At 73.6% G+C, this 18,094-nt stretch carries 18 protein-coding genes; 10 read left to right on the top strand and 8 right to left on the bottom strand.

The window, feature by feature from the left end; genetic code table 11:
- Positions 1-3: 3 nt before the first annotated feature.
- Entirely contained in the window at positions 4-354 is a 351-nt protein-coding gene (locus tag ACZ6X9_RS29105) for a hypothetical protein (protein ID WP_469780992.1), read from the bottom strand.
- Positions 355-616: 262 nt separating this feature from the next.
- Here ACZ6X9_RS29105 and ACZ6X9_RS29100 point away from each other — a divergent pair, with 262 nt between their 5' ends.
- Positions 617-997 (top strand): DUF5133 domain-containing protein, encoded by a 381-nt coding sequence (locus ACZ6X9_RS29100; protein ID WP_469780991.1) that lies wholly within the window; start codon positions 617-619, stop codon positions 995-997.
- On the opposite strand, the gene ACZ6X9_RS29095 is transcribed toward ACZ6X9_RS29100, so the two are convergent.
- Together ACZ6X9_RS29095 and ACZ6X9_RS29090 are read right to left on the bottom strand one after the other, a co-directional pair.
- Complete coding sequence (locus tag ACZ6X9_RS29095) at positions 970-1,395, bottom strand: PRC-barrel domain-containing protein (RefSeq protein WP_469780990.1); 426 nt, start codon at positions 1,393-1,395, stop codon at positions 970-972. The genes ACZ6X9_RS29100 and ACZ6X9_RS29095 overlap by 28 nt on opposite strands.
- Positions 1,395-2,006, bottom strand: a complete 612-nt coding sequence (locus tag ACZ6X9_RS29090) for a PRC-barrel domain-containing protein (RefSeq protein WP_469780989.1) — start codon at positions 2,004-2,006, stop codon at positions 1,395-1,397. The genes ACZ6X9_RS29095 and ACZ6X9_RS29090 overlap by 1 nt, the downstream gene beginning before the upstream one ends.
- Positions 2,007-2,725: 719 nt before the next feature.
- Here ACZ6X9_RS29090 and ACZ6X9_RS29085 point away from each other — a divergent pair.
- Together ACZ6X9_RS29085 and ACZ6X9_RS29080 are read left to right on the top strand one after the other, a co-directional pair.
- On the top strand, positions 2,726-3,424 hold the full coding sequence (locus ACZ6X9_RS29085) for a transglycosylase SLT domain-containing protein (RefSeq protein ID WP_469780988.1): 699 nt from the start codon (positions 2,726-2,728) through the stop codon (positions 3,422-3,424).
- A gap of 105 nt (positions 3,425-3,529) precedes the next feature.
- A complete protein-coding gene (locus ACZ6X9_RS29080; RefSeq protein WP_469780987.1) occupies positions 3,530-5,023 on the top strand; it encodes a phosphatase PAP2 family protein in 1,494 nt (497 codons plus the stop codon).
- A 38-nt stretch (positions 5,024-5,061) separates the two neighbouring features.
- On the opposite strand, the gene ACZ6X9_RS29075 is transcribed toward ACZ6X9_RS29080, so the two are convergent.
- Positions 5,062-5,409, bottom strand: a complete 348-nt coding sequence (locus tag ACZ6X9_RS29075) for an STAS domain-containing protein (protein ID WP_469780986.1) — start codon at positions 5,407-5,409, stop codon at positions 5,062-5,064.
- Positions 5,410-5,607: 198 nt separating this feature from the next.
- Here ACZ6X9_RS29075 and ACZ6X9_RS29070 point away from each other — a divergent pair, with 198 nt between their 5' ends.
- The gene (locus tag ACZ6X9_RS29070; protein WP_469780985.1) at positions 5,608-6,003 is read left to right on the top strand and encodes a hypothetical protein; all 396 of its coding nucleotides are present in this window, start codon (positions 5,608-5,610) and stop codon (positions 6,001-6,003) included.
- Between the two features lie 72 nt (positions 6,004-6,075).
- Here the strand turns inward: ACZ6X9_RS29070 and ACZ6X9_RS29065 are convergent, their stop codons facing one another.
- Positions 6,076-7,290, bottom strand: a complete 1,215-nt coding sequence (locus tag ACZ6X9_RS29065) for an FAD-dependent monooxygenase (protein ID WP_469780984.1) — start codon at positions 7,288-7,290, stop codon at positions 6,076-6,078.
- 207 nt (positions 7,291-7,497) lie between these two features.
- On the opposite strand from ACZ6X9_RS29065, the gene ACZ6X9_RS29060 reads away from it, so the two are divergent.
- Entirely contained in the window at positions 7,498-8,460 is a 963-nt protein-coding gene (locus ACZ6X9_RS29060) for a TetR/AcrR family transcriptional regulator C-terminal domain-containing protein (RefSeq protein WP_469780983.1), read from the top strand.
- Between the two features lie 167 nt (positions 8,461-8,627).
- Entirely contained in the window at positions 8,628-10,085 is a 1,458-nt protein-coding gene (locus ACZ6X9_RS29055) for an FAD-dependent oxidoreductase (protein ID WP_469780982.1), read from the top strand.
- On the opposite strand, the gene ACZ6X9_RS29050 is transcribed toward ACZ6X9_RS29055, so the two are convergent.
- Positions 10,055-12,379 (bottom strand): collagenase, encoded by a 2,325-nt coding sequence (locus ACZ6X9_RS29050; RefSeq protein WP_469780981.1) that lies wholly within the window; start codon positions 12,377-12,379, stop codon positions 10,055-10,057. The genes ACZ6X9_RS29055 and ACZ6X9_RS29050 overlap by 31 nt on opposite strands.
- A 222-nt stretch (positions 12,380-12,601) precedes the next feature.
- On the opposite strand from ACZ6X9_RS29050, the gene ACZ6X9_RS29045 reads away from it, so the two are divergent.
- The 3 genes from ACZ6X9_RS29045 to uriT all read left to right on the top strand — a co-directional run bounded on the left by ACZ6X9_RS29045 (position 12,602) and on the right by uriT (position 15,869).
- Positions 12,602-13,303, top strand: a complete 702-nt coding sequence (locus ACZ6X9_RS29045) for a molybdopterin-dependent oxidoreductase (RefSeq protein ID WP_469780980.1) — start codon at positions 12,602-12,604, stop codon at positions 13,301-13,303.
- A gap of 267 nt (positions 13,304-13,570) precedes the next feature.
- Positions 13,571-14,095, top strand: coding sequence for a TerD family protein (locus ACZ6X9_RS29040; protein WP_469780979.1), 525 nt, complete (start codon positions 13,571-13,573; stop codon positions 14,093-14,095).
- Between the two features lie 322 nt (positions 14,096-14,417).
- Positions 14,418-15,869 carry a uridine transporter UriT gene (uriT, locus tag ACZ6X9_RS29035; protein WP_469780978.1) on the top strand — a complete coding sequence of 484 codons (1,452 nt, stop codon included), beginning with the start codon at positions 14,418-14,420 and terminating at the stop codon, positions 15,867-15,869.
- A 213-nt stretch (positions 15,870-16,082) separates the two neighbouring features.
- On the opposite strand, the gene ACZ6X9_RS29030 is transcribed toward uriT, so the two are convergent.
- Entirely contained in the window at positions 16,083-16,748 is a 666-nt protein-coding gene (locus ACZ6X9_RS29030; RefSeq protein WP_469780977.1) for a DUF4360 domain-containing protein, read from the bottom strand.
- A 67-nt stretch (positions 16,749-16,815) separates the two neighbouring features.
- On the bottom strand, positions 16,816-17,460 hold the full coding sequence (locus ACZ6X9_RS29025; RefSeq protein ID WP_469780976.1) for a DUF4360 domain-containing protein: 645 nt from the start codon (positions 17,458-17,460) through the stop codon (positions 16,816-16,818).
- Positions 17,461-17,786: 326 nt separating this feature from the next.
- On the opposite strand from ACZ6X9_RS29025, the gene ACZ6X9_RS29020 reads away from it, so the two are divergent.
- Positions 17,787-18,083 (top strand): hypothetical protein, encoded by a 297-nt coding sequence (locus ACZ6X9_RS29020; RefSeq protein ID WP_469780975.1) that lies wholly within the window; start codon positions 17,787-17,789, stop codon positions 18,081-18,083.
- Positions 18,084-18,094 lie beyond the last annotated feature (11 nt).

Raw genomic sequence — 18,094 nt, 5'->3', positions numbered from 1 at the left:
GCGTCAGGGGCAGTCGTCGCTGATGCCGCACACCCAGGCCAGCGCGTCGTGCGCGCCCTGGGTGAACAGGGCGGCGCCGGGCGGCAGGGCGGGATCGTCGAGCTGCACCACGGCCGCGTCCACTTCGGCCATGAGCGTCTCCATGTCGACGCCGCCGACGAGCGTGGCGCCGGTGACGGGCGCCCCGCCGGGCGCGCCCAGCGCCCACCGGTACCCGGCCGCGGCACCGCGGGCGTACGGCCCGTCCCGTCCCGGCCCGTCACCCGCCCGGATCCGCCGGTAGGCGCGGGCCACCTGGCGGCGCGTACGCGCCCCCGTCAACAGTTCTTCCACGGCTGCGAGTTCCCCGGTCATACCGGTGCGTGTATCCGCGCGGGCGGAACTGATGCCCGTCACCACCCTCGACGGTCGCGCATCTCGCTCCTCCACGGGGCGTACGGGAACGCGGAGCGAAGAACGCGCCGGGGAGGCGGAAGAGACTCCCGGGACGGCGGCGGGAAAACCGGACCCGGGGGGAAGCGGAGGGCACCGGCGAACCGAAACGGAATGAGTGGCGTAATCCGGGGCAGGCGCGTGCTGGTCGGTACGCCTGCTCACGCTCTTCCGGGAGGAATCCATGCTGCTCGCCCACCCCGCCGTTCTCCGCGACCTCGTCGAGCGCCACACGGCGCTGCAGCGTTCCGCGACCGCACGTCCGGCGGACCCGGCGATCCGGCGGCAGCTCGCGGACGTGACCTACACCCTGTGCGTGTCCACCGGTACCCGCGACATCGCCGACGCCCTGCGGGCGGCCCGCCGCCGGCTGGCCGACGCCCCCGACCCCGTGGCGGGCGCCGGGGCTTCCGTCGACGCCGTCCTGCCCCGCCAGGCGGTCCCGGTGACCTCGCCGGTCCCGTCCGTCACGCCGGTGGGCCGACCGGTACGCCGGACGGCGGACCGGGCCGCCCGGCTCGAAAGCCGGCCGGCCGGTCACTCCGCGCGGATCACCAGCGCGTAGTCGCCCAGCCCGAGCAGCCGGTGCCCGGACACGTTCCCCTGAGTGGTGTGCACGGTCCCGATGCGCCCGGTCGCGGGGTCGAAGGCGACGTCCTTGACGGTGCCGTGCTCGTCCCCCCGGTCGGTGAGGACCCGGCTGCCGAGGAGCTCGTGGTGGTCGGGTTCCTGTGACACCACCGGTTCCGCGGCCGAGCGGACGATCACCGCGTCCGGACCCACCGCCCGCACCAGACTCCACGGCAGCCAGGCCCGGCCCCTGCGGGCCGGGCCGCCGGACAGCCGCAGATGCCCGATCAGCCCCAGCGGCGCCTCGACGGCCAGCGCCTCGACCGTCCCGAGCTCAGCGGCCTCGTCCGCCGTCACGACGGGCAGCCCCTTCGTCCCGCTGAACAGCATCATCACAGGTGCTCCTTCCCTTCCGCCGCGGCGTCCGCCCGCGGCCCGGCGGTCGCCGCCCTGGCGGCGAAGATCTCGACCTGCGTGGTGAAACTGGGCAGGTCGTCCGCCACGAAGTGGGACGCGTCGGAGGGCACCACCAGCGCCCGCCCCGACACCGCGAGCGCCTCCCCCCGGGGCACGAAGACGCTGTTCCGCCCGTGCTCCCGGTGGACGAACGCCTCGGTGGCGGAGATCCGGAACCCGACCACCCGGCCATCCGGAGCCACCACCACGTCCAGCACGCTCCCGGCCTCGACACCCTCGTCCGTCAGCACCTTCGCCCCCGGCACCGCGCCGTGCGCCGCCTCGCCCGAGGCCACGACGGCCGCCGGCTCGGCCAGCGCCTCCCGCCCCGGGATCATCACGGCGTGCCGGCCCAAAGCGTGCACCGAGGACCACGGCAAACTCTGCTTGAGCGGCCCGGCCAGCAGGCCGCGCCCGTTCAGCGTGAATCCGGTGATCTGTCCCGCCGTGCCGTCGAAGACCGTGTCCTTGATCTCCGCGACGGCCTCTCCACCCAGGGTCACCACCGGCCGCTTGGCCAGCTCGGAGGCGAGCATCAGCGATTCCACCGCGTGCCTCCCCTGCCCGCCCGCTGCCCACGCCGGACCACGATCACCGTTCCGGACCGCCTCCGCGCCTGCACGCCCACCAGGGCGCCGGCCACGATGAGCAGGCCCACGGCCGCAATGATCAGCCAGCCCCACCAGAGCATCGTTCACCTCCCGGTTTCACAACCGTCCATGCCGTCCGTGCCGTTGATGCCCATCGCTGCCGGCTCCGTGCCGCCGGTGGGCACCGGACCGCATGCCCGCTCCGCTCCGGCCGATGCGCCGCAACCGGCGCGACGAAGCGGCGAGTTGGCGCACGGGCCAGGAACGCGCCGTCGTGTGGCACCGCACGCGGGCGGACGTGAACGGGGTCACGCGGGGTGGGAGGACCCTCGGAGCCGACGGCCGTGGCTCCGCCACCCGCGCCGCGTATGCGCACCCTCGCCCAGCGTGAGACGCGGGGGCTCGGCGTGTGAGGCCGGGCATAGGGCCCCGATCACATACGAAGCCCTTTAGTGCTGTGGGGTGCGCATTTCCCGCGGGATGTGCGGGGGTTTGGCGGGTGGTGAACGAGGTGGGGGAGTAGGTCACAGTGCTTGGCAGGGGTTTTCCGGGCCGCTATCAATGGGTGAGTCGCAGGGCGCCGTGCTGGGAACGGCGCTTCTTTTCGCGCCGGGTTCGGTTTCGTTTCGGGTTTCGGTGTGCTGCGGCTTTCGCGAGAGAAAGAGGTTCGGTTCGATATGCGCTCCACTCACTCCGGCTATACCCGTCTGTCGAAGGTCCACAAGTTCTCCGCCGCCGGTCTCGGTGCCGCGGGTGCCGCCGCGGTCGCGTTCGCGGTGGTCTCCGGTGGTACGGCCGTCGCGGACACGCAGTCGGTGTCCGTGAAGCCGGTGGCGTTCGAGGCCACGGCGTTCGCGGGTCAGGGCCAGGGCGAGGCGGCGCACACGTCGGACGAGGCGGCCGCGCGGGCGAAGGCCGAGGCGGCGGCGAAGGCGAAGGCCGGCACCGAGGCGAAGGCGAAGGCGGAGAAGGAGCGTGCCGGGAAGCAGGCGGCGAACCGTTCCACCACCCGCGAGCCCGTCCGCAAGCCCGCCGCCGCGGCGCCGAAGGCGTACGCGGACGACCTGGAGGGCTGGATCTCGCAGGCGCTGGACATCATGAAGGCCAAGGGCATCCCGGCCTCGTATGACGGTGTGAAGCGCAACATCATGCGGGAGTCGACCGGTAACCCGCGTGCGATCAACGACTGGGATGTCAACGCGGTGAACGGTGTGCCGTCGAAGGGTCTGCTGCAGATCATCGACCCGACGTTCAAGGCGTATCACGTGGAGGGCACGTCCTGGGACATCTGGGACCCGGTCGCCAACATCGTCGCGTCCTGCAATTACGCGGCCGACAAGTACGGCTCGATGGACAACGTCAATTCCGCCTACTGACGGAGAAGACGGAAAACCACGCCGGAGGGCGGCGGCACCGCGAAAGGGTGCCGCCGCCCTCCGGCGTGTCCGCATCATCGTCTTCCGCCGGGGTAGTCGTGGCGCATGCGCAAAGCGGTGAGCTCATGGGACGAAGCGGCCTTCCGCGCGGTGGCGACCCGGCACTGGCCCGGCGCCGACCGTGTACTGCCCCGGTTGTCGCGCAGCGCCGACCGGGGCCTGCTGTGGTTCGGCCTCGCGGCCGGCGCCGTGGTGCTGGGCGGCAGGCCGGCCCGCCGGGCGGCCCTGCGGGGCGCCGCGTCGCTCGCCGTGGCCTCGGCCACGGTGAACACGCTCGGCAAACGGTCGGTACGCCGCGCACGGCCCCTGATGGACGTCGTCCCCCTCGTCCGACGGCTGGCCCACCAGCCGATCACCACGTCCTTCCCCTCCGGCCACTCGGCCTCCGCCGCGGCCTTCGCCACGGGCGTCGCCCTGGAGAACCCCGGCTGGGGCCTCGCCCTGGCGCCGCTCGCGGCGTCCGTCTGCTTCTCCCGCGTCTACACGGGCGTGCACTACCCGGGTGACGTGCTGGTCGGCGCCGCGCTCGGCGCGGGTGCCGCCTTCGCCGTGCGCGGCCTGGTCCCCACGCGACAGCAGCTCGCGCCGCCCGCCCGGCCGCAGGCGGACGCCCCCGCCCTCCCGGAGGGCGCGGGCCTGGTCGTGGTGGCGAACCCCGGATCGGGCCAGCGGCTGACCGAACGGCCGGACGTCGCCGACCCCCTGCGCTCCGTGCTGCCGCGCGCCGAGTTCGTGACCGTCCGCACCGGCCCCGACGGGCCCGGCCCCTCGCTAGGGGAGGCCCTGGAGAAAGGGGCGGAACGGGCCCGGGAGCTCGGGGGTGCGCTCGGCATCCTGGGCGGCGACGGCACCGTCAACGCCGCCGCGGCCGTCGCCCGGCGGCACGGGCTGCCGCTGGCCGTCCTGCCCGGCGGCACGCACAACCACTTCGCCTACGACCTGGGCATCGAGACCCTCGGCGACGCCTGCCGGGCCGTCGAGTGCGGGGAGGCGGTCGCCGTCGACATGGTGCGGATCCGGGGTGGCATGGAACGCGACGAACGGTGGTTCCTGAACACGTTCAGCGTCGGCGCCTATCCGGAGCTCGTCCGGATCCGGGAACGGTGGGCCTCCCGCATCGGCGCCTGGCCCGCCGGGATCCTCGCCGCCGTGCACGTCCTGCGGACCGGCCGGCCCGTCACCGTGGAGATCAACGGCCGGCGGCAGCGGGTGTGGACGGTCTTCGCCGGCAACTGCACCTACCGCGGCCTCGGCGCGGCCCCGGTGCGCCGGCACGACCTCGCCGACGGTGTGCTGGACGTCCGTATCGTCTCCGCCGGCCGGCTGGCCCGCACCCGCCTGCTGGCGGCGGCCCTGACGGGCGGCATCCGCAGCACCCCCGTCCTCGGCACGGCCCGCCTGCGGCGGCTGCGCATCGGCGGGCTGGATTCGGGCGCGCACTTCGCGTACGACGGCGAGACCGCCCCGGTGCCGGGCGGGCTGACGCTGGAGAAGGAGAACGAGGCGCTGGTGGTCTACCGGGTGCCCACCGGCCCGTAGGCGCGCGGCCGGGCGGGGGCCGGCGGAGCCGTCCCCGCTCAGGCGGCCGGCGGGGCACCGAGCAGCCCGCCGGTGCCGGTCACCGAGAGGAGGCGGGCGACGCCCCGCTGGAGGGGCCCCCGCACCACCAGCTCGGTCCCGGCGTCCGCGGCCTCCAGCCGCGCCCACAGCAGGGCGTTCAGTCCGGTGCAGTCGCAGAAGCTCACTTCGGCGAAGTGCAGATCCAGGGCGCACGGGTGGTGCTGCCCGAGGCAGGCACCGATGGCGCGGCGCAGTCCGGGCGCGGTGCCGAGGTCCACCTCGCCCGTGAGGCGGATGGCGGCGCGAGAGCCGTGGAGGTCCACGCGGGTGCGCAGGCGCCGTGCCGATGGGTCGGGGTTCGTCATGTGCCGCTCCCATGGAGAGCCGGTAGGCGGGCAGGAGCCGGGCTCCTCCCTCCATTGTCATCATCCGTGGGCGGTTTCATCTTTCGGGTGGGTCGACGCGGTGGTCCGTTCCTCGTATGAACCGTGCGCCGTTGGTCGTACGGATCCGCCACCCGGCGGAGCGTAGTGGGATCAAACGACCTCATGACGGAGTGATGAATGATGCGTGCTCTGGCCCGGACCGGCGTCGCGACGGGCGCGATGGCCGCCGCCCTGCTCACCCTCGCGGGCCCGGCGTCGGCGGACGACGGCGGCCGGCACGGCGGCCGGAACGTGGTGGGTGCGTCGGGTGTGGCGAGTGGGGTGGCGAGCGCGCAGGCGGACGACTCGTCCAACAACTGCCGGGACCTCGTCGGAGTGCTGTCTTCCCACGACTGCCGCAACGACAGCGTCCGCGGCCATGCCCCCACGCACAACACCGACACCTTCACCGGCGTCCTGGCCGGCATCCTCTCCGGCACCGCCGTCGACCACAGCAACAACTGCGGCAGCCTCGTCGCCGTCCTGTCGGAAACCCACTGCGTCATCATCGAACGCCCGGCGCGCCACCGCTAGAACACCCCCACCCGGCCGGACCCACCGGCCGGGCCCCGCGACGAAGCCCGCGCACGCTGCCCGCCCGACACGTCACCGTGCCGCGGCGAGTGGGTACTCGGGCAGGACGATGTCCCCCGCCTTGGCGAACTGGGCGGCGAGCAGGGTCCGTAGCGGCCTGCGGTTCATCTGCCGCATCGAGAAGTTCCGCAGCCGGATGCCCAGCGCGCTCGACGGCGCGTACCCCGCCGCACCGCCCGGTGGCAGTTCCTGGGCCCGGTCGACGTAGGGCCGCATCACCCGGTCGTAGCGGGGGAACGCCACCCGGTGGTCGCCGTCGGCCGCGGCCAGCTCGCCCGCCAGCACGTACGCCCCGACGAGCGCCAGGCTGGTGCCCAGGCCGGTGAGCGGCGTCGGGCAGTACCCGGCGTCGCCGAGCAGCACCACCCGGCCCCTGGACCACCGGTCCAGGCGTATCAGGCCCATCGAGTCGAAGAAGAAGTCGGGTGCCTCCCGAGCCGCCCCCACCAGGTACGCAGCCTCCCAGCCGACCCCCGTGAAGCGTTCGGCCAGCAGCCGCTGTTGGGCGGCGGTGTCCCGTCGGCCGACCGCGAGCGGCGGCGAGCGGAAGCTCAGGCCGGCCTTGATCTCGCCAGGGAGCCGGCCGGGCCGGGCGGAGACGACCCGTCCGCCGGGCGCGTTGTGCATCATGAACCAGCCGTCGAGGTCCGGGCCGCCCATGGCGGTGAACCACGCCGTGTACAGGCCCAGGGGCCGGACGAACGCGTGCTCCGGCCCGAACGCGAGCGCGCGCACCGCCGAGTGGGGGCCGTCCGCCCCGACGACGAGCCCGAACCGGCGGGTGCCCGCGGACCGGAACGAGACCGTCACCCCGGTCTCGTCCTGGGCGAGCTCCGTGACGGTGTCGTCGAAGAGGTACTCGGTGTCCCGGCCGGGGCCGGTGGCCTCGTACAGGAGGCGCGCGAGATCACCGCGGAGGATCTCGATCTCGGAGATGATCCCCTCGCCACCGAAGCTGTCCGCCGTCATCCGCGCGGAGATCCGGCCGGAGGCGTCCACGTACGCGAAACCGCGCTGGTCGAGGCCGAGTGCCCGCGCCTCCTCCATGAGCCCCATCCGCTCCACGACGGTGCGGCCGGCCCCGCGGAGGTCCACGGCCTGGCCGCCGGGACGCGGGGCGGGAGCCCTTTCGACGACGGTGACGGAGAATCCCGCCCTGCGTAGCCAGTACGCGAGTGCGGGTCCGGCGATGCCGCCGCCGGAAACGAGGATGTCGGTGTTCTGCATAGGGGGCAATGTACGGCGTACGCACTGGAGGCGGCAAGCCGGGTTGGCCCGTAAAAGCCCGCGTATACAGTGGAGTTGGGGTTGGACGTGCACTAGTGCGGTGGGATTGCGGGCGGCCTCGCGGGCCGGGCCGTTGGCGCATCGCCCGGCACGCGCCGCTACGGTGATGCCCTCCAAGGTGCACTAGTGCGGGAAGAGAGAGGGATCGTGGATCGGCGTACGGGCTCGCGCTCCGGCCGGATCGTCGAGGAGATCCGGAGGCGCGTGGAAACGGGCGAACTGACCCCGGGGGATCGCGTCCCCTCGACGCGCGAGATCACCCGGCAGTGGGGCGTCGCCATGGCGACCGCGACCAAGGTGCTCACCGAGCTCCGGCACGAGGGGCTGGTCCGAGTGGTTCCGGGCGTCGGCACCGTCGTCGCCGCGCCGCCCCGGCGTGCGGAGCGCGAGGCCCGTCGGCCGGCCGCGCCGGCGACCGCCTCGGCCCGGCGGGGGAGCGGTGCGGACCAGGGCCTCACGCTCGACCGGATCGTCGGGACCGCCGTGGCGGTCGCCGACGCCGAGGGGCTCTCCGCCGTCTCGATGCGGCGGGTCGCCACCGGCCTCGGGGTGGCGACGATGTCGCTCTACCGGCACGTGTCCGACAAGGACGCCCTGCTGGTGCGGATGATGGAGGCCGCCTTCGCCCGGACTCCGTTCCCCGATGTCCCGCCGGACGACTGGCGGGAGCGGCTGACCGTCGCGGCCCGGTTGCTGTGGCGGGTGTTCCGCCGCCATCCGTGGCTGGCCCCCGCCCTCTCGGTGACCCGCCCCCAACTCGTGCCCAGCGCCCTGCCCTTCACCGAATGGGTGCTCGGTGCTTTGGACGGCCGTGGGCTGGACGCCGCGACGGTCTTCTCCACCCACCTGAGTCTGATCAACTACATCCGTGGCACCGCTGTCAACATCGAGGCCGAGGAAGAGGCCGTGGAAGTCACCGGTATGGACACCGACGGCTGGATGGACGCCCAGGAGCCCGCCCTGCGGCAGGTGCTGGCCGGCGGCCGTTTCCCGACGATGGCACGGCTCACCGCCGTCCCCTACGACTTCGATCTCGACGACCTCTTCGAGTTCGGCCTGCGGCGCTTCCTGGACGGCGTGGCCGCTCTCTTGGAGGAGGCGCAGGGCTGAGCCGGGCGTACACGCGCGTCCTCGGGCCGGCGGTCCCGGACACCGCGCTCCCGTTCCCCCGGTAACCACCCCCGAGCCGCCCGCCGTTCGGTAGCGTGGGCGCGCTCGGGGGACAGGGAGGTGTACCGCCGCGCGAGCCGGGGCGGTCGGAGTCCGGGGTGGGTGACATGGCGGGGACGGCGGGAGTTCGGCGGGTGGCAGGGCAGGGTGAGCGGCGTGCGGTGGTCGTCGGAGGGAGTCTGAGCGGGCTGCTCGCCGCGTATGTGCTGGCCGATCACGCCGACACGGTGACCGTCGTGGAACGCGACCGGTTCCCCGACGGACCGGAGCACCGGTCCGGCCTGCCGCAGGACCGGCACACCCATGTGCTGCTGGAGAGTGGCCGGCAGGCGCTGGAACGGCTTCTGCCCGGTGTCGTGGACGAACTGCGCGCGCACGGCGCTCCGGCGGTCGGCATGCCCGACGATTTGCTGCACTGGCAGGCGGGCCGGTGGTACCGGCGCACCCCCGCCACCATCCGCTTCCTCAGTGCCTCCCGCCCTCTCGTCGACTGGGTGGTACGCCGCCGGGTCCTGGCCCACCCCCGGATCCGGCTCGTCGAGGGGAGGGAGGTCACCGGGCTGACGGGTGACGCCACCCGGGTGCGCGGCGTCCGGCTGCGCGCCCGGGGTGCCGGACGGGTGGGGGAGGGGCCCGGCACGATCCCGGCCGACCTGGTCCTGGACGCCTCGGGGCGTTCCTCCAAGGCCCCCGGCTGGCTGACGGACCTCGGCGCCGAACCGCCCCACGAGGAGCGCATCGACACCGGGCTCGCCTACGCCACCCGGTTCTACCGGGCGGGCGGCAACGCGGACGCGCCGTTCCGGGGGATCTACATCGTCCCGGACGCCACCCAGCCGTACGGCGGGCTCATCCTGCCGATGGAGGGCGACCGCTGGACCGTCCTGCTCTCCGGGCTCCGGGGCTGTGAACCGCCCACCGACGACGCCGGGTTCAGGGCCTTCGCCGACCGTCTCCCGCATCGCGTCTTCGGCGAGTGGATCGACAAGGCCGAACCGCTCGCCCCGGCCCACGGCCACCGGGCCACCGCCAACGTCCGCCGCCGCTACGACCGGCCGGGCCGGCGCCCGGCGGGCTTCCTCGCCGTCGGGGAGGCGCTGTGCGCCTTCAATCCCGTCTACGGCCAGGGCATGGCGGTGGCCGCGCTGAACGCCCTGGCCCTGCGCGCCGCCCTGGACGACACCCGCCGGGTGCCGGCCACCCGGCGGGTGCGGCGGGCGCTGTCCGCGTCCGTCCGCCCGGCGTGGAGCGTCTCCGCCGGTGGTGACCGGCTGCTGCCGTGCGCCGTCGGGAACGCGGCGCGGGCCCGGGCCGCCGACCGGCCGGGCGCGTGGTACATGTCCCGCGTCGCCCGGCGGGCCACCGGCGACCCGCTGGTCGGGGCCACCTTCCGGGCGGTGACGGGGCTCGTCCTCCCGCCCTCCGCCCTGTTCGCGCCGGCCGTCGCCCGGGCCGTATTGCTGCGCCCCGAGCCCCACGCCCCCGCCGACCCGCCGATGGAGCGGGAGCCCGGGGCGGCCGGTCGGACCGGCGCTCAGGTGCGCAGCGGGCCCTCGCAGGAGTAGTCGGCGGTCCCGGCCCGGCCGTCGGACCAGACGTCCACCGGGCCGAAGGAGCAGTTCATCTCCGCCAGGTTGGTGGAGGCGGGCCGGGCCCGCTCCAGGAGGAAGTAGTCGACCGTGTCCGACATGTCGCGGAAGACGCGGTCGGGGTCGGCGGCGTCGCCGAGGTTCGCGGTGATGCGGCCGGTGCACACGAAGCGCCGCACCGACGGGTCGGGGCCGGCGGCGCAGGCCGGTGTCAGCGAGGTGGCCGAGGCCAGGGACGCGCGCACGGCCTCGGGGGAGGAGTCCCGCAGCCGGTCGTTCGGGGTGACGTCCGTACTGGGCACGTACAGCCGGTCCACCTCGGCGATCCGCCGGTCGAGGAAGGCGTCGTACGCGCGCTGGATCCCCGCGTCCTTGCCGGTCCGGTCGCGCCACGCGTCGAACCCGGCCGGGTCGTCCGCCCGCAGCAGGCCGTACATCTCCCGCAGCAGCGACGGCCGTTCGGTCCAGAGGAACTCGAAGAAAGTGCCCGCGTAGTCGTAGAAGCGGAAGCCGTCGCCGTCGTACGTCGCATGCAGCAACCGGTCGACGCTCATCCGCGGGCCGCCGTTCGCCGTGTCCTTGATGACGCCCCGGACCAGCGACTTGCGCACCTTGACGCCCTCACCGCGGGTGGCGCCGGCGAAGAACTCCGCCGTCCCCTCGTCCATCGCGGTGGTCCGGTCGCCCTCGTACCAGCGGCCCTCGCCGAACAGGCCGGGCACCGCCCACCGTCCGTTGAGGTAGTGGGTGTACTCGTGCCGGAAGAGCTCCTCCAGGGTCAGGGAGGAGTCCTGCGGGACGCGGCGCTGGTACGTGTAGAAGGTCGCGCCCTGCTCGATGTACATGCCGCCGTTGGCCGTGCTCAGCCCGGTGAGCAGCGGCTGGAAGTCCTCATACTGGGCCCGTGAGGCGTACAGCACGATGTGCAGGGTGGCGTTGTCGTCCCCGGCCAGTGGTTTCTCGCTGCCCAGCACCCGGTGGAACTGCGCCTTCACCTGCTTGCTCGCGTAATACAGCCTGTCCACGGTGGCCCGGTCCAGGGCGGTGCGCACCGTGATGCCGCCCCCGTCGTAGGAGTAGGCGGCGGGGAAGAGGCGCCGCTCGACGTCCGGCTTGCAGACGCGGTACGCGGCGCACGCCTGGTAGTGGACCAGCCAGCCGACCGCCTTGGCCCACGGCGAGCTCAGCGCGCCGAAGTTCCGCTCGGCCACCGGAAGCAGCGCGCCGAGGCCGGACACCGTCTCCTTCCTCAGCGCGTCGACCTCACCGAAGCGGCCGTACTCGCCGATCGCGTCCCGGGCCACCCACGCGTTGGGCGTGTCCTTCAGGTGCCGGTAGCCGGCGAACCTGCGGAACGCCTCGCGGTAGGCGGGGTTGGCGGACACCACCGTGCGGAACGCGGTGTCCTTGTTCCCCGGGTACAGGCCCAGGTAGTTGACGGACAGGCCGGCGAGGGCGGCGCCGCCCCAGGACGGGTCCTTGTACGTGGTGGTGTGGTACGGGTCCATGGTCGCCAACACCTTGCGGATCAGGCCGGGTTGCGACTGGCGCAGGCCGGGCCCGCTGCCCGCGTACAGGGCCTCGCGCAGGCTCTCCGCGTTGGAACGCGTCACGTCGAAGCTGTGCGCCGCCCCGCCGAAGGCGCTGATCGCGCGGCGCATGGCCTCGGTGGTCGGCGGGTCCGTGACGTCGATCTCCGTACGCGAGAAGTCGTGGTACACGACGGCGTGGAGGTAGGTCAGCATCTCCAGCAGGTGACCGCCGTTCCGGCCGTCGTGCCGTGGCGCGAGGGCGGATATCCGGCGGGAGACGGCCTGGACGTGCGCGTCGGACATGACGGGGGCGAGCCGGGCGTCCCAGGTCCAGAGGAGAGTGCGGAGGCAGCCGTCCGCGGTGACGGCCGGATCGGCGAGGAAGTCGGCGAACGCCTCGGGTTTCAGGCCGGTCACGCCGTCGAGCGTGCAGGGGGCGAGCGAGGGCCTGGGGATGCCGTCCGGCCGGGGCGCGGGGGTACGGGCGCCGGGCACCCGGCCCTCGGGCAGCCCGCCGGGAGCCGGCAGGACGTGGGCCGCCGGGCGGGGAGCCCGGGCCAGCCGGTCGGCCCGGTCGTGCCCGGGGTCCGGGCCGGCCGCCGGCACCGGCCGGGCGGTGGCGCCCGCCGGCGGGGGGACGGCGGCCGACGCGAGGGCCGGGGCCGTGACCGCCCCCGTCAGGGCGGCGGCGAGGGCGCCGGCGAGCAGGGAACGGCGGACGGGTCTGGGTCGGGACACCGTTGTCTCCAGAGTGGGGGGAAGTGTGGGGAGGCCGAACCGCCCGAACCGCGGGGCGCGTTGTGGTCCGGCCGCTGAGCGCTGTGTGATGCGTAACGTAGTAATGTGACATTGCATTGACAAGACGTCCGCACCGAAGTCGCCGGGAGCGGAGGCCGCGGCCGGAACGCGGGGCGTACCGTTCGCGCGGCGCGGCCCGGCCGCCGGTGGCAGCCTGGATCCATGGACCGCACAGAGCCGGCGCTCGCCGGAGACGACGAGGTACGGGCATCGGGGCGGCCGCTGCCGCCGGGCCAGCACGTCGCCCCCCATGAACGCTTCGGCCCGCCGCAGTTCGCCCACCGCCACGTCGCCGTCCCCGACCGGCCGGTGCTGGTGGTCGGCGGCGACGTGGCCCGCCCGGCCCAGTTCGACCTCGCCGAACTTCTGCGCGCGGCCGGCCCACGCCGCATCCGCCGGGGCGACCTGCACTGCGTCTCGACCTGGACGGCGCGCGACCTCACCTGGGAGGGCGTCCCCTTCCACGCCGTGGAGCGGCTGATCGCCGAGACCGTACAACCCCACCCGCGCGCCCGCTGGCTGCTGGTCACCGGCCTGGACGGCTACCGCGACTGCCGGCCGCTCGCCGCGGCCCGGGACGACGGGGTCCTGCTGGCGGACCGCCTCGACGGCGGACCCCTGCCCGCCGAGCACGGCGCCCCCGTCCGGCTGGTGGCCCCCGAGGAGTACGGCTACAAGAGCGTCAAGCACGTGGTCGCCCTGGAGTACCGCCGCCGCTACGCCGCGCCCTCCACGCGGCTGCTCCAGCACCCGCACGGGCGGGTCGCGCGGGAGGAACGCAGCCGGTTCCTTCCCGGGCCGGTGTGGCGGCGGCTGTGGGCCCTGGCGCTGCCGTGGATGCGGCGGCGGTACCGGAAGGCGTGAGCACGGACGGCCGCCCCCACGCCGTGGCCGGCACGGCGTAAGGCCCGCGAGATCGGCCGGACCGGGCGTCCGCCGGCCGCCCCCTTCCGGTGGTGCGTCACCACGCGACACCCCTCAGAGGAGCGGGCGCACGGCCGAGCGGGCCACGGGCGCCGCGGGCCCCCGCGTCCCCCCGCCGTGGGGTGCCGCCGGATTGCCCTTCCGGCGCCACCCCGGTCCACGCCATCATGTGGGGGACCAGGCACCGGACCGCGGGGAGGGCGACGCGTGAGCGTTTTCGGCAAGGGCATCGAGAAGGCGGAGGTGCGGCTGAAGTGGGACCCCGCGCCTTACGGCGCCGACCCGCACGACCTGGATCTCGTCATCGCCGTCTTCCGGGCCGACGACCCGCACGGCGCCCCGTCCCAGTTGGTGCACTTCGGCCGCCGCTCGCCCGACGGCACCGTCACCCTCAACCGCGACAGCCGCAACGGCAAGGGCTTCGGCTGGGACGAGGTGATGACCGTCGAGCTGTTCCGGATGGCCGAGGCCAACGGGCGGGTCGTCGTCGGCGTGGCCGCCCAGCAGACCGACGGCCGGCTGACCTTCGCGGACGTGGCCGGGCCCCGGGTGCAGATCGTGGCCGGTTACGAGGTGCTGACCGAGGAGGACTTCGCGTCCGTCGGCGGGTCCACGGCGGCCACGGTCGGCGAGTTCGTCCGGGACGCCGCCGGGCTGTGGACCTTCCGCCCGCTCGTCCGGGGCTTCGACACCGACCCGGAGGCCTTCGCGGAGACGATGGGCTCCGTCTGACGGGGGCGGCCGGACGGCCCGACGGGAGGCGGCCGAGGCGACCGGCCGCCGTAGCGGAGGGTGACGGCGCGGGCGTCAGGGGGTGACGCGGGGGAGCTGTCCGGCCCGAGAGCGGAACGGTTGACTCCGGTCAGCCGTCCGGAACAGGTACCTTTGGCCACGGACTGGGCGTACGGGTGGTTCGTGACCAGGTTCGTTCCGGCCCACGGAACGGCCACGCCGCGAACGGCGGACACGGTGCCGCACCTCCCGGAATCCGTTCCGCCACTGTCCCGCCGGACAGCGGGTCCTTCCGTCGCACCCCCCACGAAGACGTCGAGGCATGAACGTTTCTCACACCGGCCCTCGCGGCGCCGATGCCACCACCGGCGCCCCGGCCGGCCGCACCACCCGGGTGGCCGTCCTGGTCACCGCCCTCCTCACGGCCTGCATCGCCTTCCAGCTCAACGCGAGCATGCTCAGCCCCGCGCTGAAGAGCATCGAGGACAGCCTCGGCGCCACCTCCGCGGAGATCGGTCTCACCCAGACCGCGTTCTTCACCTCGGCGGCCCTGTTCTCCCTGTTCCTCCCGCGCCTCGGCGACATCCTCGGCCGCCGCAAGGTACTGGTCGGGATGCTCGCCCTGATGGCCGTGGGCTGCGTCGTCGCCGCGCTGGCGCACAGCGTCCCCGTCCTCTTCCTGGGCCGCGTCATCCAGGGCGCGTCCGGCCCGACCGTGCCCCTCTGCCTGATCATGCTGCGGGTCGAGGTGCCCGAGCCCAAGCGCTACGGCACCCTGCTCGGCGTGATCACGGCCGTCAACGGCGGCATCGCGGGCATCGACTCCCTCGGCGGCGGCTACCTCGCCGACCACCACGGCTTCCAGTCGGTCTTCTGGGCGATGGCCGTCGTCGCCCTCGTCGCCACCGTCATGGTCGCCACGATGACCCCCGAGACCAAGGTGCCGTCGGCCCGCCGGATGGACTGGCCCGGCGTCGGCCTGCTCGTCGTCTCCGTCGGCTCGCTGCTCGTCGCCCTCAACGAGGCCGGCAAGCTGGGCGCCGCGAACTGGACGCTCGTCGCCGGCCTCGTCGTGGTGGCCGCGGTCGCCTTCGCCCTCTTCTGGCGCACCGAGGACCGCTCCCCGCACCCGCTGGTCGCCACCCGGCACCTGAAGCAGCGCTCCACCTGGGCCACCCTGCTGACCACCGTGCTCACCATGACCGGCGTGTTCGCCGTCATGAACGGCCTGATCCCGGCCTTCGCGCAGGACGCCCAGGCGGGCCTCGGCATGAGCGCGAGCGAGTCCGCGTGGTGGACCCTGACCCCGTACGCGCTCGCCGGACTCGCCATGGGCCCGGTGGCCGGACGGCTCGCCGCCACCTACGGCTACGGCCGGGTGCTGCGTCTGGGCCTGGCCGGCGCGGTGGCCTCGGTCGTCCTGATGATCGTGACCGTGCCGGCCGACTCACGGGTCCTGCTGCTGGTCACCTCGCTCCTGGTGGGCGTCACCTACGCGGGCGTGGCCAACATCGTCCTCAACGGGCTGGGCATCGTCCTGTCGCCCAAGGAGAACCCCGGGTTCCTGCCCGGCCTCAACGCGGGCGCCTTCAACCTCGGCGCCGGCCTCAGCTTCGCCGCGCTCTACGCGGTGAAGACGGCCACGGCACCCTCCGACGCGTCCTCGCCCACCGGCTACGTCGCCGGCATGATCGCCGGGCTGGTGATCCTGGCCGCCGCGATCGGGGCCTCGTTCCTGATCCCGAAGCCGGTGGAGGCCGAGGCGCACGACTGAGGCGCCGACCCGGCCTCGGCATCCCGCACCGGCCCGCCCGGCGACGTCATTCCGTCGCCGGGCGGGCCGGTCCGCGTCCGGGCGCCTGTCCCGCGCCTCGCGGGATACGGCTCACCTCGCGGGGTGCCGCCGCTCACGTCGCGGCGCTACCGCTCCGTTTCCTGCGCTACCGCTCCCTTCCCGGTGCTACCGCTCACGTCCCCGGGCTACCGCTCACGTCCCGGGGCACTGCTTCCAGGCGAAGTGGTAGAGGGTGCTGATGTTGCCGTCCGTCGAGTCCATCATCAGGAAGCTGGTGGTCTTGGCGGTGTCCGAGGTGCCGGCGTCCACGCGCAGCTCCGTGTTGATGTTGAAGTAGCGCATCGCCCCACAGGGCGCGTAGACCAAGGCGTCGATGTCCGTGGTGTCGGACGTCTGCCAGTTGTCGTTGAGCGGACCGGTGAAGTGGTGGTTGACGAACGAGGTCTGCTGCATCCCCTGGAAGTAGTAGTTCGCCCGCTCCAGCCCCGAGGCCCCCTTCTCCAGATGCGCGAACCCGCGGTAGTCCGCTCGCGCGACCGCGTAGGTGAAGCCCTGCGGAACGTGGACGTTCAGGCTGAGCTGGCAGTTCCTGCGGAAGTCCGTGGGCTTGGAGCCGACGCCCACCTGGGCCGTGTAGTTGCTGTACGACACGGTGAAGGCCGTGTTGTCCGGCGACACCGCCACGTTCGCGGTCCCCGCCGGGCACCCCGACCCGTTGACGGTCACCACGTCGATCACGACCTTGTCCGGCGGCGGCACCCCGAAGGGAGTGGCGCCCGCCGGCGGAGCCGCGACGGTCAGCAGGGCCGCCACGGCGCCGCCGAGCACGGCCGGTCTGAGCTTGGTGCGTCCGCGCATGAAGACCCCTCCCACTGCGCCGCGCCCGCGGGCGCGCATGAAGCACGGATCAGGAACACCGCGCGGGTCAGGAACACTGCTTCCATTCGAAGTGGTAGAGGGTGTTGACGCTGCCGTCGGCCGAGTCCATCGCCATGAAGCTGGTGGTCGACGCCGGGTCGGAGGAGCCGGCGCTCACCCGCAGCTCGGTGTTGACGTTGAGGATCCGCTGGGCGCCGCAGGGCGCGTAGACCAGCGCGTCGACGTCCGTCACGTCGGTGGTCTGCCAGTCGTCGCTGAACGGGCCCGCGAACCGGTGGTTCGCCGAGGTCGTCTGCTGCATGCCCTGGAAGTAGTAGCTCGCCTTCTCCAGGCCCGTCGCCCCGCTCTGCAGGTGGGCGAACCCCCGGTAGTCCGCCTTGGCGATGGCGTAGGTGTAGCCCTGCGGGACGTGGACGTTCAGGCCGAGCTGGCAGTTCTTGCGGAAGTCGGTGGGCTTGGAGCCCAGGCCCACCTGGGCCAGATAGTTGCTGTAGGAGACGGTGAAGGCCGTGTTGTCCCCCGCCACCGCGACCGCCGCGGTCCCGGCCGGGCAGCCGGACCCGTTGACGGAGACCACGTCGATCTGAATCCTGCCCGGCGGCGGCGCGCCTTCGGCCGCCGTGGCCTGGGGAGAGAAGACGGTGGCGACGAGCGCCACGGCCGCGGTGCCGATCAGTGCCGGTTTCCACATGGGGATGCCTCCAACTGCTCCGCCGAGTGACTGCGCGAGACATGCCACCACCGCCGTAGGGTCATGTACAGGTCAGGTTGAGCCGAGGTGTGGCGGGACGTGGCCGGTCCTCGCCGTCCGGGCCGCTTCCGTCTCCCCGGCGGTACCTTCCTTCCCGGAAGCCCCTTCCGCCCCGGCGGTACCTTCCGTTCCGGGTGGTCACCTCATTCCCGGGCACCCCTTGCCTCGCCGACGACCCCAGAGGGACGGTGGAAGGGACGTCCCGCGCTTCCACCGGCGCGGAACCCGAGCACCGGGCGCGGCACGCCGTCGCGAAGGAGAGGGCCATGCGTACTCTGCTCAGGGCCCGACTGGACACCCAGACGGCCAACGAGACGGTCAGGAACGGCACCATGGCCGACACCATGCGGGACATCCTGGAGCGGCTCCACCCGGAAGCCGCCTACTTCACGTGCATGGACGGCGGACGCACTTGCTTCCTGGTCTTCGACATGCAGGAGTCCTCCCAGATGCCCGCGCTGCTGGAGCGCTTCTTCCTCGACATGGAGGCCGAGGTCGAGCTGCTCCCCGTGATGAACGCCGACGACCTGCGGGAGGGGCTCGGCGCCCTGCCCAAGGCGTGACCGGATCCGCG

This window comes from Streptomyces sp. NPDC052910 (assembly GCF_055585605.1).
Note: the sequence above shows the minus strand (reverse complement) of the source record. Positions and strands in the feature narration are given on the sequence as shown.